A 15,737-nucleotide genomic window follows, 5' to 3' on the forward strand; every position below is an offset into this window, starting at 1 on the left:
ATGGGGCTCAGTGACAGCCAAATTATAGCCAAGCTGAAGAGCATTCTTGACTACCTGAGCCTGAACTCGCCGGGAACAGATCTGCTTCGTTGGATCGGTTGGTCAATCATTAAAGGGCTCTCCGCCGTTGATAATAGCCTGAGTAATGGGGTCACACAGGCCTATAAACTCATGGCATTTTATGATTCTTCAGGTTTTAATGCCTTCATTAAGCCCTATCTGCCTTTTTTCTTCACGATGGCAGGGCTGGCTCTTGCTTATTTAGGCTGGACAATCATTATCCGGCATCGGACGGATTATAACAAGCTCATCGTCAATTTTCTAGTCATCGTCACTTTCTTTGCGGCGATGCCCTGGGGCATGCAGCAGATGTACAAGATGGTCAACTATGGGCAGAGCGGTTTAAGTTCAGCCAAGAGCTTGAGCAGTCAAATGGGCGACGGGACACAGGTGATTAAATCCAACATTACTGATCTTTACTTATTGGATAAAGCCAAATTCAACGCCAGTAAAATGAGCAGTAAAAACTACATTTCAAGCGACAGCGATGTGTCTGTTCTGGATATTAATGAGGCGGTGGATACTGGCAACAATTCGCCACTGTCTGATGATGGCAAAAAGATTTTTTCAAAAAAGCTTAGCAATTCCACCGGGAAACTGACACTCGAAGATATGCAGACGCATTGGTTTACCGCGGATGAAGCGTATTATCGTTATTCCTGGCATCCGTTTCTTATGATCATCAGTCTGCTGATGACCATGGTCGTCGTGTTGAGCACGATGTTCAAAGTAGCCCAGCTGAGCATGGAACTTGCCCTCGTCAAAACGATTGCGATTGGCAGCTCATTCACCGATCTGGAAAGCGGTCAGCGGACAAAGAAGATGATCCTCAAAATCCGGAACATTTTTATCGTACTCTACCTGATGGCGCTGACCTTGAAGATTTATTTCGTTTTTCTGGACTATATCTCCAGTGTCAAAGGAATCAGCGATCTGGTGCGTGTGATCTTTACGGTAGCGGCTGGTTTTCTGGTTATCGACGGACCGAACATCGTCGAAGAATTGTTTGGCATCAATGCCGGCATGAGCAGTGCGATCAAAGGCGCAATGGGCCTCATGGGAGCCGGCTTTCTGGCTTCCCGTGCCGCTGGCGGTGCCCTCGACGCTGGGAAAAAGGCACTGGATGTCGGCAAGAAAATGGCTGGCCGCGCAGCCAACGTCGGCGGCGCGGCATTGGGCGCAGGCAAGGGAGCTCTCGATGGATTTAAGAGCAAGGCGACGAACGCCGCCGACCCATCTAAGTCGAAAAATGTCAAGCCGGATGCCCAGCCTGGCAACAGCAAACAGCCGGGTGGACTGGGCGAGATGAAAGCCCCGCTGTCTGACGAGGCGGCCGCTCAGAAAATGGGCGACAAAATTGCTACCGCTTCCAAAGGGCTCGGCTTTAGCACCCCCGGGGCCGGGGGAACTTCTGCCGGGCCGTCCGTAGCGGCTGCGACTAAACCTTCTGCTGCAGTTGCAGGAAATCAGCTGGCGACTGCAGCTTCCCAATCCACTCCTGCTTTCGGCAACTCGGATCAAGGGGGGGCTGCAATTCCCGACAGTTCCGGCAGTATAGGCGGGACCTCCACTGCTGCTCTAGGCGATGCGTCTGCCGGCGGCGGTCCGGAGACCCTCGGATCGTCAGGTCCTCATTCGAGTGGAGCATTTTCCGGTTTTGGGCATTTTTCACCGCAACCGATCAGCACCGTTAGAGGGACCGGTCAAGTTCATCTGCCGGCTTCGGTTGCTCAGCGTGCCGCTGCAGGGAAACAGGCAATCGCCGCCACCGAACCGCAGCCGACGACACGCGAAACACTGGGTCAGGCCGCTGGACGGAAGCTCACCAATAGCTATGCTGGCATGGCGCAAAGGATCTCAGATTCTGCGCCCTTCAGCGCTTACCGAAAAAGCCGCGACCTGACCTATAACTCGATTGCGGGGCCTCCCCCAGCCAGCATTCCAACTCAGGCAGATAGCGGCCCAAACAGTCCGCCTTCTGGACCGACAAGTTTGCCTACTCCGTCTATTTCGTCGAGCAGTCAGCCCTCGCACCCTGTTCTTTCAACAACGAGCGCGAACCCCTCGACTGCGGCTACGAGTTCACCGCAACCAATTGCAGCCCCACCCGTTCCGCAGGCGCTACATGCTTATTCTAAGGCAAACCAGGCCAGCATTCGAGAACAGTTTCCGAACGCGCAGGCAGTAGGTTCCGCCAGCTTTTGGCACAGTCACGGGGCAGCCATTCAGTCAGGTGCTCAGCCGATCACCGTGACGGTTCCTGTAAAAGATGGAGCTGGGAAGGTCACGGACTTTCAGCAAGGAGAGGTCTATGACATCAGCCAGACAACCATGAATGCTTCAAACATTCCAGGCTGGCTCTCCAAAAATGTGAAGAAGGGGGTTAAACAGTGAGCCGCATGCGCACGTTTATTGAAACGCCGCACAATTTGCAGGTGAAGCCGGGTATATATGGCTTGTCGATTGCACAGTGGCTGATCGTCTTTGCCAGCGGGGGTCTGGCTTTCTTGACAAAATTCTTGGTCCTGCCAGGTTTTTCATACATCTACGTGGCACTGGTTCCGACGACGGTGTATGTGCTACTCATGCCGAGCCGACACGCAGCGGGTAAAACGATGGTTCAAGAAACGTTGACCGTTCTGTTCCGCGATCATGGCGTCTACCGCTCTATTTTACCGCCGGGAAAGGTGAAACCAACCGAAGGGAGCAAGAGCAATGCCGTTTAACGCGATTGAGAAACGGGAGAAAGAGCGACAACCAACGAATCGTCGTGAGAAGAAAGCACTGGCCGAACTGGATCAAATCAACCGGATATACCCCGTCCACGGGTACACGGACGATGGCTATGTGATAACTAAGGTATTAGGGTTCATTGACGGGTTCATCGAGATCCTAAAGCTCCGGCAGTACGATCTTTATAAGCTGGACAGTATGCAGTACGATACGCTGACGTCTGGTCAGTGGAACCTAAATAAGTTATATGTGCCGCCGCTTAAAGAGGTGTATCTCAACTTTCCGGAAGACAATCAGGATCAGCAAAACTACTGGAAATACAAGATAGAACATACAACGGATCCGAATCGACTACGCATTCAGCAGTTTGAGCTAGAGAAGCTGAGCTACATCGAAAAAAAGCATCGAATGCGCAACGTTTATCTGTTCGTTTTTGGAAAGACGATCGAGGAACTGAAAACCCGTCTGCAGGACCTGGAACGGTTTAAAGATCATCTGGGACAGGAGGCGCTCTCACTTCGCGATAAAAAGCGGGTGCTTTTTAGTTTCAACAATCAATTATGAGAGGTGTGAAATCATTTTGCCAACGAATGCTCAACTAGACACCGACGTAACGATCGCCGCAGCTGATCAGCCAGTCCTTTGGATGCAGCAGCCTCCGCTTCCGGAGTTCGCGGGCGCAGAGGAGGATGTTCCCGATGCCGAATAGGCGCTACTCTCCTAAAACGCCCGAGGAGAAGAAAGCAGAGATCCAAGGCCTAATTGGCCAAATGGATCAAGCGATTGACGGCTATTTTGTCGATCCGGAGAAGCTGAAAGAATATCTATCGTTTATGAGTCAGTTTTATCGCTACTCGCCGGCGAACGCTGCACTGATTCAAAAGCAGTTTCCCGGTGCAGTGGCGGTCGGCTCCTATCCATTTTGGAAGTCTAAAAGTTATACCGTCCGAAAAGGCGAGCATGGTCAAAAGATCTGGGTGCCCATTCAGGTACCTGCCAAATTCCGAACCAAGACAGGCGAATGGAAGCCGCTTAGGAAGGCGACTGCAGAAGAGCTCAGAGCGATTAACGAGGGGGCGCTTCGCCAGATCGAGGCGCACAGGGGTTTCACGACCGGAACGGTTTTTGACATTTCCCAGACCACCTGTCCACTTGAGAAATTGCCGGAACTCTTCCCTAATCGCCATATCACCGGAGAAATCAAGGACTTCGACCGTTGGATGAAAGGATTGCGTCAGGTGGCCAAAAATCTGGGAATGTCGATCGACGAAAGCAGCCCTTATACCGGTGGTGCGGCGAAGGGCGTCTTTATCCCGACGCTTAAAAAAATCCAACTAAACCCACGGAACACGCCATTTGAGAATGCGACGACTCTGACGCATGAACTGGCACACGCGGCCCTTCATCCGGTGGACAAGCTGGGGAAGACTACCATGAGGCAGAAGGAATTTCAAGCGGAGATGACGGCCTATGTCGTTCATAGCCACTTCGGAATTGATACAAAAAATGAATCCTTGCACTATCTGGCCAGCTGGACGAAAAATAAAACTCTGAACGACAAAAAGAAACTGATCGGAGAGGTCCACGAAACGTCGTTAAGTTTCATTTCTACTCTGGAAAACAAATTAGGAAGAGAACCTCAGCAACGCCAGAATGAATCGTCAAAATCCGAGGCTTCAGCCGTTTACAGTTTGCCAGAACGGTCTTCAAAATTATCCGGAAAATCGAAGCCAAGGTCAGCGTCACTGACGCCGAGCCGCTGAAGGAGGTGAGAGGAAAAAAGGCTGAAGTCGATGAATGTGAGTCGGTGAATTTCAAGGAAAGGGGTTTAAATCTGAATGGTTCATGTACAAGTTCATCATCAATTTTTGAAAACGGCAGTCGCGCTTTTTGTGGCTGCCTTAATTTTTATTTCTGGCCTTGGCGTGACTCATGCGGCTGACCCAACGGCCACCCAGACCGCGAATGTGACGATTAATGGAGGTGCACGCACGGTCCCTCTGGTAGCACAGTCACGCTACCGGCGGTTGGATTAACGGGTTACGACACGTCTGCAGCGGTGTCACTCGGCAATGTGTCCGTGACCGATGCTTCGGGAACTGGCGCGGGCTGGCATCTCATGGCGAGCTGCCCCAAGGTGGCAGCGGGTTCAAAATCGCTGCCGACTGGATCGGCAAGCATTGATCCGGTGGTGTCTGTCAACAAGATTGATCAGACATCGAGCGCGGTCCCAACGATCAGCACAGGCGCAGCTGCCGCTATTGATAGCGGTGCAGTGACATTGCTGGATGCGACAGCTGGAAACGGCATGGGAAGCTATACAGCAGCACTAAAGAATCTGACTGTTAATGTCCCGGCTAATACCTTTGCTGGCACGTACACAACGTCTATCGTCTATGATCTGGCAACTGCACCTTAAGGCTGTTTTCGAAAGACACAGGGCTTCCCTTGTGTCTTTCTGAATTTCAGTTTTCTTTTTTGCGTGAAAGCTGCCATTCAGAAGGTCATAAGGGTCAAAAAATGAAAAGGAGAGTTGATGATGTTCAAAAAGATTTATTTTTATTTAGTGTTAATTCCTGTGGTTGCCTTTTTCTTACTTCCAGTACTGCCGACACAAGCCGCGTCACTTAATTTTGATGTGCAGCCGGCCGATTCAGTGGCCAGTGCGCTCGGGTATTTTCGTTTTGCGGCGCAGCCCGGGCACAGTTATCCGCTGACCGTTGCCCTGCATAATTCCTCAGACCGCGCGGCAACGGTGAATATGACGCGGGATAATGCCCTGACCTCCACCTTTGGAGGCATTCAATACACCGCAGAGAAGGGTCTCCCTTACTCACGATTAACAGACCCGAGTCGGGCGATGGCTCCATTGCTTTATGGGCCCAAGTCAGTCACACTGGCCGCTGGCCAATCGCTTGATGTGACCTATACGCTTAAACTTCCAGATCACCTGAGCACGGGTGTCCTACTGGGTGGCCTTTCCTTTTCTTCCCCAACCTCCCAGACGACGAGCACAGGAAAGTCAAAGAATCAATCCATCGTCATTCACAGTCAAGTGGATCGCGTGATTGGCATTGAGGCTATTGTCGGTCAGGCACCGGCTGCGGACGTGACTTTTCATCAACCGTCTGTTGCCATCACGACGAGCACGCCGATTGTATTACCTAAGATTCAGAACAGATCGGCAACGATTGCAATGGGCGTGAATTTCAGCTGGGAAGTTTATGACGCTTCCGGAAAAAAGCTGTTTGACGGCCGTGCCAACGATTTTAATATGGCCCCCTGCTCCTCTGTGGGGTATTCCATTCCGTGGGGAGCTAAAACATTTTCTCCTGGTGATTATCAGTTGGACATCATTCATGAAGTGAACGGAAAGACGGTTCGTGACCGTTATTCATTCACAGTACCTGACCAAGCAGTGGAGAATTATCAACGCGAGACGCAAACACGTTCGGTTGCGGCCCCCTATGATCATTTGACAATCATTATTATTTCTACCCTTGTCAGCCTCGTGATCATTTTGGCTTTGCTCTTAGTATTTATCCTTTGGAAACGGAGAAAAAATGATGGAGAAGAAGACCAGAAAGCGAAAAAAGGAGAATGATGCGATATGTCACTGTTAGGACTGAGGAGCCGGTTCCTCCGTTTATCCGCTGCACTCATCCTTGCTTTTTCTTTTTTTCTGGATGCCTGGCCGATGGTCGCGTCGGCGAACAGCAATTTTAATTTAACGGTCGGCGGTGCAACAGGATACAATCCGACTGTCGACGGATCAAGTTGGTGGGACTCATCCAATTTGCGTGAATTTCTCAACAGTTCTGCAGCTGCAGGCCAGGTTGCTTATACCGGCGCTGCTCCTTCGACGGCTTCTTCCGAAGGTTTCCTGCACGAGTTTACAACGACCGATCAAAATGCGATCGCTGTCACGCGTCATCGGGTGAACTACACGCCGGCGTATAGCAGCATGTATAACGCCGGTAACTCCAGTACCTACGCTTCCAATGTAGGCACAGGACAATCTTCGTCTTTGACTTTTTCAATTCCTAATTTGTTGAGTGGCGGCGCGAATTATGCAGCACACCTTGTCAACGATAAGGTCTTCCTGCTGAGCGCTTGGGACGTGTACCAATATCTGCAAAAGCGCGGGTACAGCATGGACCGTACATTGACTTCTCAAGCAACAGCCCTACGCGGCGTTCCAGATGATGATCATTGGTGGACGGGTACGGACTTCGCTCCGCTTAGTAATTGGGACACGGTCGTCACGATCGCTGACGAAAAAAATGCCGCCAACTACGATGTGCCCTGTCAATCTGAGGGGGTCGTCCCAGCGCTTAATCTTAAGCCTACGGCCAGTGTAGGCGGAACCCTGGCCAGTAATCTCACGATTGGCCAGACTGTTAATTTTGGCCAATTTCTCGGTGTGCCCGTCGAATGGCAGGTGGTCAACAAACAAAATGGCTATGCTCTGCTTATTGCGACGCATGCAATCGATGAGATGGAATACGATGCCCAAGAGTCAGCCGTACCTGTCAATTCGAACACGATCAACTATTCTTCAGCTGACGTCGATTACTCCAACGATCCGTATACGCCGACCCATGGCACAACGGACACGACACCGCCCACCCTGACCGTCACAAATAGTTCTGCGCTCACGCAACGGCAGAATGGATCCTACGCTTTGAATTTCTCAGCAACCGACGATTCATCCGGAGTGGCCTACACGCTGCTGCCCGATGGCACGAAAACAACAGCTACATCGTTTTCATATAAGATCAAGAGCAATGGCTACTATGTCTTTAAAACAGTGGACAAGGCTGGAAACTTCCGCAATTTGACCGTTCCGATTAGCAATATTAACCCGCCAAGCAACATCATTGTTTCCCAGTCAAGCAGTGATTGGACGACCCAGCCGGTCAGCGTCACGATCACTTCGGATAATCAAGTTGGAACAACCGTCACGGGCGTTCAGAATTATCGAGATAACGTTTCCTATCTTTTCCCCAATTACACGAGTTACAATGGGAAATCTATAACGATTTCGGGCGCAGTGTCCTTTAATTCTTCCAATATTAATTTAAGCAATAATTTACAAATCGGTTTTATGTATGACACGCTGTCCTTCGTCAATGGCGAATTTAATCTTAATCGAAAATTTCAGCCAGAAATCACAATGACCCTTGCCTATATCAAAGCTCATGGCACGGTTGGCTTTAACCAAACGTTCACGGTGCCTTCTGACTTTGCCATGGACCTCTACATGTGGAGCAACTTACCGATTGTTAATACGGGCGATGCCAGCATCACTTGGAACCCGCTCGCCTACCAGCTGAACGATGTATCTGATTTCACAATCAAGTCGATCACCTTGCCAAACGGTCAGACGGTGAATGCCGCCAGTTACACCGGGACACTCAATCAGGCGGGCACTTATATTTTTACGATTATTGATAACCGAGGTCAAACGACTCAGGAAACGGTCACCGTTAAAATTGATACCTCTCCGCCAACGCTCACCGTCTCCGGCAATCCGACATCGACCGTCCATTCGCCTGTCACCTTGACCGCTCAGGCAGTCGATAGTCAGTCCGGCGTTCAGGCAGTAAAGACTCCGGACGGTGTCTGGCACACGAGCAATTCGGTATCCTATAAAGTTTTACAGAATGGTTCGTACACGTTTCAGAGCAAAGATGCTGTGGGCAATGTATCAACCCAGACCGTCACGGTGAGCAATATGGGCAGCCTGCTTTGGATTAATCAAACCCCATCGACGAGTTTGTCTGCTTCAACTTCTGACAACGGGAAGAGTCAGACGCTTAATTTTTCAACGGGTGCCTTCGGTGTGCAGGATAACCGGGGCAGCGGCACTGGCTGGCATGTCACGATGCAGGCGAGCCGGCTTTCCGGTCATGGCCATACATTGCCAGCCAACACTCTTCAGGTCGGCACACCGTCGATCAGCGGCAGTGATGGGACGGTTGGTAGCCCACTCGGCAGCTATCAGGCGATCGATGCTGGTAGCGCGGTGAGCGTGGCTTCGGCGGCCTCGGGAAAAGGGACCGGCAGTTATACGATCAACGCCCCCCTGCGCGTGACTGCGCCGGCAAGCGCCTATGCTGGTTCCTATCAGACGACGGTTACCGAGGATTTAGTCAGTGCCCCGTAGATATTGAGCGTACAAGAAAAGGAGTTGTTGCCATGCAGACCAGCGAAGATGCTGTCACGATTCGGGCTCCGACACGATCAGATAGGGAGATTGAGATCCAAAACAAACAAAGGGAGTGAGTATATGGCATCTGATTTTGATAATTTACAGGATAACCAGCCGCCTGAAGATCTCTATGGTGCGGATGTTCTTAGAGGCGTATCGCCATCCTTGGCCAATGAGGACATGTGGAAGGCCTTCTCCGATCGTTTCTTTGCCTACCTGCCCCCGCGCCTAGAGAAAAGCGAGAAGGCCGAGCAAGAACTTGCGGCCCGGGAACAGGTGGATATGACCCTTAACCCTCAAGAGGATCGGACGAACGCAGAACAGGTTACCGCAGAAAAAACACAGGGAAGACAGGCGGAAACGATCAAATCGAAACAGGCAGATTCGGGGGAAACGCATCCGACGGCCACCTGGCCAGCAGGAAACACACGATCGAATCAGCGCCCTGCGCCCAGCCCGCACCTGGAAGATCTGGCCGTGGCGAACCTGACCAACCGCCATCTCCTGGGTGTGTATCGTCATCTGGAACGCCGACTGGAACGAAAAATCGATCAAGCCAAAGCAGAGACGCTTTCGGCTAAAGATGTTGAACGGCTGCTGGACAATCATTTGAAACAAGTGCATGGTCTCTTGGACAAATATTTTGCTGAACGTGAGGCACCAACACCGGCCAAAAGCTGGCGGCAGCGACTGGGCGATTATAAACAGGGCTTGGTCGATCGGATGGAACGGTTGAAAAATCAGGCGGATCGACGGCTGAAAGCGGTCAAAGCAACTCCAGGACAGCTGAAGACGGTGCTGCAGGACAAACTGATCGACGGCTTCATCAGCCTGAACGGCCGCATTGCCACGCACGCTGATGCGGTGGCTAAGCGGGTCGCGCTTCATCGCAGTGTACCCAAGGGCCCTCCGCGCCCAGGAGATGAGCGGATTGCCGAAGCGTATCGTCTGAACTATCAGAAGATCGTGTTCAATGATTTTGTTGGCCGGGAATATTACCCGATCGACAAACAGGCGCTCGCTGCTGGTGATGCTATGTTTTCTCCGGATGCCCGTTTTCAATTGCGACGGGAGGCACTGAATACCTGGCTGAAGCAGGGGCCTGTTCTCGGACATGGCGAGCCGGGAGAACGGGAAGCCGAACAGTTCCGACAATATCTGATCAAACGTGATGCCGCACTGGCGACGTCTCCGGCATCGCTGACCAAGCGTCAGGCTTTCCTCGATCAGGATCTGGGGGACTGTGCGTCGGATGTCCACGCCTTACGTCAACAGATCTCAACGAAAAACGAGACTCCGGATCGAGAAGCGACACCATCCTACACGTTGCCCCCGCGATCGAAAGCCCATCCTTCCGTAAACAACAATCGAGCGGCGGCCGCGGAGCACATTCTTTAATAACATACACACGATCTGGGAACGGCTTCGGCCGTTCCCTTTTTTACATACCAAAAAGGGGGGATGCACGGTCTACAGGCGGCAGGCTCGTTCTTTAAAGCTCAATAAACTAGGAAGGTGAGATTTTGCAGTTTCAAATTGCCGGTATTTTCGAACGAGATGATTTTGAAATTGAACTACTTGTTCAAACGCTTGAAGCAGCATCGGGCGAAGAGGTCAATCAGTATGTGCGCAATGCGAATCTTGGTCGTGTTTTTTACGATCCGGACGGTGCACGGCTCTGCTACCTGAAGCCTGGCAGCAAAATGCGTGAACTTCATGATGGCGAAAACTGCCGCTGTGCGGTTCTTCGGCCGTCCAATAAAAGTCAGGAGTACATGGCCAGAGTTCCTCTCTACGAGGAAGATTTTCAGGAAACATCCTTCGCTCATTTTCTGACGATGCTTTCGGAAAAAGTCCCCCTGGGGCGGCGCGCGTTCTTTGAGTGCATTGCCTATGCACTGACCACGTGCAGCGATGCTGCAGCCTTGAAGAATGCGGATAAAAAGAAGGGAAGTGAGCATCATGCCGTCCATTGAACAAGACCTGCAGTTCGTGTATGACACGCAACCGCAAGGCGGGCTATCCTTCAAGGACGAACTCTTTATCCGGAAAGGAAATGGCTATGAGGGCTGTATTCATATTTACCGGTTCCCCTTTCAGTTTTCCGCTTACTGGCTGAACACCATTACCAGTCTGCCGGACACGATCGTCACCGTCGACACGATGACTGAGACGAGCATCGACTATGGTGCACAGATCAAGTATTCTACTGACGAACTCGCTGCACGGGTCAAAGAGGCGACACATCAGCAGGATGCCGACGTCGCTGGCGAAGAACTGGCGACGCTCCGTCAGCTCGGCCTGGATGTCCGGCAAAATGGGGAGGTCATCAAACGTGTACAAGTACGGATCTATCTTCATGCGGCCACCCGGGCGGATCTACAAAAGAGAATTGGTGAGATTGTGAAGCAACTGGACACCGACGGCTACAAAAGCCAGGTCTTTCTCGCGGAAGCGAAGGAGGAATGGCAGTCACTTTTTCTGGATGCCCCGACACAAAAGATTTTGCGGACACACCGGGAGGGCGTAGAAATACCAGCTGAAGTGATGGGCATCGGTTTTGCCCACAATGTGACCAGTCTGCGCGATCCAACTGCGGGTTTTTACGGACTGACGCGGACGCGTGGCACGGTCTATTGGGATATGTTTCATAAGACAAACCGCCGGCTCAGTTATGACGTGTTTATTGCAGGCGATAAAGGCGGCGGCAAGTCAACGCTTATTAAGCGCATTCTCCGGGACAATGCGGCCAAAGGGAACTATATCCGGGGTTTTGACAAGTCGGGAGAGTTTCTGGCTGTCACGCAGGATCAAGGCGGGAAAACAATCAATTTGGACGGAACAGGCGGACGGATTAATCTCATGCAGGTGTTTCCAACTATTACGCAACCAGGTGAGGATAATCTAGCGATTGACGAAGCCGGCTCATTCCGTCAACATGTTTCCAAGCTGCACATGATCTATCATATTCTAAACCTGGAAGCGACCAGTACGGATCTTAACCAATTTGACGAGCTCGTCTATGACTTCTATAAAAGCATTGACCTCTGGGGCAATGGACAAACGCACATCACGGACTTGCCAGAGGATCAATATCCTATTCTCAGTGATTTCTTTACTTATATTGAAGACCGGTACGCCGCTGAAAAAGAAGACCGAATCCGTGCACGGATTGGCGACATCGTGCAGCTGATTAAAAAACTGGTGAACTCTTTTTCGGACCTATTCGACGGTCCGACCACCATTCCGGATCTTATGAATGAGCAAATCGTTTTCTATGACATTGGCAACCTGAGCGCCTTTGATGAAGATATCTTCAATATCCAGATCTACAACGCTTTGACGCAAATCTGGAGCGACATGATGCGCATCGGTCGGCGTGAAAAAGAGGCCTATGAAAATCACTTGAAAAGTTGGTGGGACATCACCCGTTTTCTGATTATCGGTGATGAGTGTCATAACTGGCTGAACCTTCAGACCTGGTTTACCGCCGAATTTTTTGCGACGCTGTTGTCTGAAGATCGGAAGTTTTTTTCTGGAGTCGTTCTGGCCACGCAACGCCTGGAGCGCATGTTCCCAAAGGCAGCTGGGGCTAATGATCCGAAAACCATCCGTGCCGCCAATAAATTGGCTGAGATCTTTGGACTTACGCAATATAAGTTCCTGGTCAAAACGGATGAGTCTTCCATGGATCTCGTTCGCCGCCTATTTAAGGATCAGATCACGGAAAACGAATACGCGATGATTCCAAAGTTTGAAAAGGGCGATGTTCTGCTGTCGATCAGTGGTGATCAGAATCTGATTTTTCACGTCGAAGTTACCGAGGATGAACTGGATCTCTTCAAAGGAGGCGCTTGATTTTGTTCAAAAACCATCAGCCGACAGATCGTGCGTCGGAATCAAAACAGGAGCTCCGGCGCAGCCGGTTGCTCTTTTTTTTACTCTTGTCTGGCTTCGTGCTGGTTGGCAGTCTGTATCTATGGGAACGCCTTGCACCTGCAAAACCGTCCGTTAGTGCCCCTGACAAGCAGGTGACGATTGCTGGTAAACGCCCGGCGGACGACAAGGGCCTAAAAGCTAATTCGTCTTCCTCACGTTCTTCTTCTGCTCATTCTACGGTATCTGGATCGCCTGTATCCAGTCCTGGCCAAGTGATGGATGCAGACGGCGCAAAGGCGGTCGTTTCGCAGTTTATCAGCCAATATTTCACGTATGACTGGAACAACCCCTATCAGCATTTGGCTGATGTCCAGACCCTTACAGATGCCGGGTTCTATCAAGCCCTTTCGAACGCGCAGACGAATAACACGCATGTGCCGTCTTACCGTTTCCGTAGAATCTCAAATGTCGTGACCCAGACACCGAGTAAAAATGGCGATGTGGAGACGGTTCAAGCAACAATGCAAGTTCAAACCTTTGACTCAAATAACAAGCTGATGGGAAGCGAGAAAGATACGGTCAGTGTGGATTTGAAGACAGAAAACGGTGCATTGAAAGTCAATTACTTTGCATCAAGCTTGAATGAGTAGGAGGGATGCAGTATGGCTTCTCAAGCCGTGACGGCCGTTAAAAAGACCGTGACTCGGAAATGGCTTTTTTGGCTGCTTGGTGGCGTTGGGGTCTCTGGCGTGCTCATTATTTTGGTTCTTCTCGCCTTGATAGTGATGCTGGCTGGCATCCTATCATCCCCCGATACCGGATCGACAGACGGTACGCTGAATGTTTCCCCAGACGTCCTGCGTTACAAGTCTCTGGTTGAGCAATACTGCAAAGCAAACGGCATTCCCGACCAGGTCAACGTCATCCTCGCGATCATGATGCAAGAATCCGGGGGCGACGGCAACGACGTCATGCAGGACGGCGCAAAAGACCCAACAGACTCAATTATTAACGGCGTCAAAGAGTATGCCAGAGACTACCAGGCTGCGCAGAAAGCCTCACAGAACCGGCTGGAGACGGCAATCCAAGCCTATAACTTTGGCTACGGTTTTATTGACTACACTATCTCACAAAGTGGAGGCTACTCGAAAAGCACGGCTATCGCCTTCGCAGGAATTCATAGCCAGGGAAAGATGCGGAGCAACGGAACCTACGCTTATGGAGATCAAGACTATGTGCCGCATGTCGAGCGTTACCTGGTCCCCACTGCTGGCCAAGGCAGCCCGATTTTGGCCAGCAGTCCGCAGGTCGCTGCAGCGATTGCCGCTGGCGAGAAATACATTGGCCACAGCACTTACGTATTCGGCGGCGGCCGGAATCCAAGTGATATCGCTGCCGGTCGTTTTGACTGCTCTAGCTTTGTGCATTACGCTTTTGCCCAGGCCGGCGTGAACGTCGGATGGACAACCGATGAACTCGTCAAGGAAGGTCACCGCGTCTCTTTTAGCCAGATCCGGGCGGGTGATTTGATTTTCTTCGACACTTATGAAACAAACGGCCATGTCGGCATCTGGATGGGCAACGGCGACGGATTTTTAAATTGCAATGACAGTCACGGCGTCACGATTTCTAGCTTGTCCAATAGTTATTGGAAGAGCCATTTCAAAGGCGTCGTCGTGCAGCTGACGCAGTAGAAAGGAGGTCAAAATGGAGAAACGTTTACTTGGAAAGCTCAAACAATTTTTTGATCATAAGGAAAATATTTATCGTGTGCTGGCGGGGGTTTTGATCGCGGCATACGCTTTTTTGTTTCTCAGCCGTCTGCTCGTACATGTGCCTGAAGACTACGAAAACACTGCACTCCGAACAAAAATTAATACGGGCGAAATCACGGTACAAATGACCAGCAGAACTTTTTATGCGGATAGAAATTTATTGGAGATCGGCCTCATTATCGACAGCAACGCGAATGCCATTCCAACCGGTTACGCAGTTAAAGTAGCGGAAAAAACAAACGTCAAGGCGCACTACCCGACACAGCTTATTAAGATTGTGGACGACTATTACCTGCTCTATATCCATCAGCTGCCGGCCGGATGGACGGATGTTTCGGTGCTTGTCAGTGACACCGGATCGTCTGGGCTATCACTTACTTCGGACAACCAGAAGCTCTACGTTTCCGAACCGAAAGCGGTCAAAGTGAAACATTTCAAAAGCCGTTCCATGTCTGAACATGCAGCAGATTATTATCATCTCCTGATCGGAGACTGTGAGCAATCCATCACAAAAGAGGGACGGAAACAGGCCGCCGATCGTCAGAATATCCATGCGCTGAACAGCCAGATCCGCGCGTTAAAGGATCAGGCCAGCTACCAAACCGGCAGCGACAAACAGACGACGGAGAGCAATATTTCAAGCTATGAATCACAAATTAACGGTCTCCAAAACGACATCCAGCAGAGCCAAACGCGTGCCAAGGACAGTCGTCAGGAGATCGGTTTGTTGCAGGACAAGCTTAAAAAAATGAACAAATAAGCGAAAAAATGGGAAAAGATGGAGTGCCAAAAACGACAAAAATCGTGTTTTTCCAAGATATGGTGTGTCGGAATCACCCAACGAGGCACATTTGTTCTTTTCAGGTTTTTAAGGAAAATTATGGAGGGCACCAAAATGAAGGGAAATCGTGCATTTACCAGAATATGGTGTGTCCGAAACGTTAAAAATGGCACATTCCTTAGTAAAAACGTAACCACGAGAAATCAAACCGCACTGCGGTTTTAACCATGAAATGGTTACAGATTTCCCTTATGCTCTTACAAATTTTTTGCACCAGGATTTGCCATAATCGGAG

14 protein-coding genes are annotated in these 15,737 nt (G+C 50.7%); all 14 read left to right on the forward strand.

The annotated features are described in order from the left end of the window. Positions 1-2,454, forward strand: a complete 2,454-nt coding sequence (locus Q6A92_RS19640; RefSeq protein WP_274401764.1) for a pLS20_p028 family conjugation system transmembrane protein — start codon at positions 1-3, stop codon at positions 2,452-2,454. Beyond that, complete coding sequence (locus Q6A92_RS19645; RefSeq protein ID WP_274401765.1) at positions 2,451-2,786, forward strand: hypothetical protein; 336 nt, start codon at positions 2,451-2,453, stop codon at positions 2,784-2,786. Before Q6A92_RS19640 ends, Q6A92_RS19645 begins: the two co-directional genes overlap by 4 nt. After that, positions 2,776-3,357, forward strand: coding sequence for a hypothetical protein (locus Q6A92_RS19650; RefSeq protein ID WP_274401766.1), 582 nt, complete (start codon positions 2,776-2,778; stop codon positions 3,355-3,357). Before Q6A92_RS19645 ends, Q6A92_RS19650 begins: the two co-directional genes overlap by 11 nt. A 134-nt stretch (positions 3,358-3,491) precedes the next feature. Further along, positions 3,492-4,556 (forward strand): ImmA/IrrE family metallo-endopeptidase, encoded by a 1,065-nt coding sequence (locus Q6A92_RS19655; RefSeq protein ID WP_274401767.1) that lies wholly within the window; start codon positions 3,492-3,494, stop codon positions 4,554-4,556. 75 nt (positions 4,557-4,631) lie between these two features. Further along, positions 4,632-4,829 (forward strand): hypothetical protein, encoded by a 198-nt coding sequence (locus Q6A92_RS19660; protein WP_274401768.1) that lies wholly within the window; start codon positions 4,632-4,634, stop codon positions 4,827-4,829. Between the two features lie 44 nt (positions 4,830-4,873). Next, a complete protein-coding gene (locus Q6A92_RS19665) occupies positions 4,874-5,212 on the forward strand; it encodes a WxL domain-containing protein (protein ID WP_274401814.1) in 339 nt (112 codons plus the stop codon). Between the two features lie 120 nt (positions 5,213-5,332). Further along, on the forward strand, positions 5,333-6,397 hold the full coding sequence (locus Q6A92_RS19670) for a WxL protein peptidoglycan domain-containing protein (protein ID WP_274401769.1): 1,065 nt from the start codon (positions 5,333-5,335) through the stop codon (positions 6,395-6,397). A gap of 6 nt (positions 6,398-6,403) precedes the next feature. Then, positions 6,404-8,962 (forward strand): DUF6273 domain-containing protein, encoded by a 2,559-nt coding sequence (locus Q6A92_RS19675; RefSeq protein WP_274401770.1) that lies wholly within the window; start codon positions 6,404-6,406, stop codon positions 8,960-8,962. A 123-nt stretch (positions 8,963-9,085) separates the two neighbouring features. Next, positions 9,086-10,405, forward strand: a complete 1,320-nt coding sequence (locus Q6A92_RS19680) for a hypothetical protein (protein WP_274401771.1) — start codon at positions 9,086-9,088, stop codon at positions 10,403-10,405. A gap of 125 nt (positions 10,406-10,530) precedes the next feature. After that, on the forward strand, positions 10,531-10,983 hold the full coding sequence (locus Q6A92_RS19685; protein WP_274401772.1) for a hypothetical protein: 453 nt from the start codon (positions 10,531-10,533) through the stop codon (positions 10,981-10,983). After that, on the forward strand, positions 10,970-12,865 hold the full coding sequence (locus Q6A92_RS19690) for an ATPase (RefSeq protein ID WP_332239099.1): 1,896 nt from the start codon (positions 10,970-10,972) through the stop codon (positions 12,863-12,865). Before Q6A92_RS19685 ends, Q6A92_RS19690 begins: the two co-directional genes overlap by 14 nt. Before the next feature lie 2 nt (positions 12,866-12,867). Continuing rightward, entirely contained in the window at positions 12,868-13,536 is a 669-nt protein-coding gene (locus Q6A92_RS19695) for a hypothetical protein (RefSeq protein WP_332239100.1), read from the forward strand. Positions 13,537-13,548: 12 nt separating this feature from the next. Continuing rightward, positions 13,549-14,580, forward strand: a complete 1,032-nt coding sequence (locus Q6A92_RS19700) for a bifunctional lytic transglycosylase/C40 family peptidase (protein WP_274401775.1) — start codon at positions 13,549-13,551, stop codon at positions 14,578-14,580. Between the two features lie 13 nt (positions 14,581-14,593). Then, positions 14,594-15,421: a hypothetical protein gene (locus Q6A92_RS19705; protein ID WP_274401776.1), complete on the forward strand. Its 828-nt coding sequence runs from the start codon at positions 14,594-14,596 to the stop codon at positions 15,419-15,421. Positions 15,422-15,737 lie beyond the last annotated feature (316 nt).

The organism is Sporolactobacillus sp. KGMB 08714 (genome assembly GCF_036598985.1).
Lineage (GTDB): Bacteria > Bacillota > Bacilli > Bacillales > Sporolactobacillaceae > Sporolactobacillus.

What these genes read in the sequence shown, in the direction of transcription:
- Q6A92_RS19690 (WP_332239099.1), top strand. Translation starts at nt 10,970, where the DNA reads ATGCCGTCCATTGAACAAGACCTGCAGTTCGTGTATGACACGCAACCG.
- Q6A92_RS19680 (WP_274401771.1), top strand. Translation starts at nt 9,086, where the DNA reads ATGGCATCTGATTTTGATAATTTACAGGATAACCAGCCGCCTGAAGAT.
- Q6A92_RS19640 (WP_274401764.1), top strand. Translation starts at nt 1, where the DNA reads ATGGGGCTCAGTGACAGCCAAATTATAGCCAAGCTGAAGAGCATTCTT.
- Q6A92_RS19660 (WP_274401768.1), top strand. Translation starts at nt 4,632, where the DNA reads ATGGTTCATGTACAAGTTCATCATCAATTTTTGAAAACGGCAGTCGCG.
- Q6A92_RS19655 (WP_274401767.1), top strand. Translation starts at nt 3,492, where the DNA reads ATGCCGAATAGGCGCTACTCTCCTAAAACGCCCGAGGAGAAGAAAGCA.
- Q6A92_RS19670 (WP_274401769.1), top strand. Translation starts at nt 5,333, where the DNA reads ATGTTCAAAAAGATTTATTTTTATTTAGTGTTAATTCCTGTGGTTGCC.
- Q6A92_RS19705 (WP_274401776.1), top strand. Translation starts at nt 14,594, where the DNA reads ATGGAGAAACGTTTACTTGGAAAGCTCAAACAATTTTTTGATCATAAG.
- Q6A92_RS19650 (WP_274401766.1), top strand. Translation starts at nt 2,776, where the DNA reads ATGCCGTTTAACGCGATTGAGAAACGGGAGAAAGAGCGACAACCAACG.
- Q6A92_RS19675 (WP_274401770.1), top strand. Translation starts at nt 6,404, where the DNA reads ATGTCACTGTTAGGACTGAGGAGCCGGTTCCTCCGTTTATCCGCTGCA.
- Q6A92_RS19700 (WP_274401775.1), top strand. Translation starts at nt 13,549, where the DNA reads ATGGCTTCTCAAGCCGTGACGGCCGTTAAAAAGACCGTGACTCGGAAA.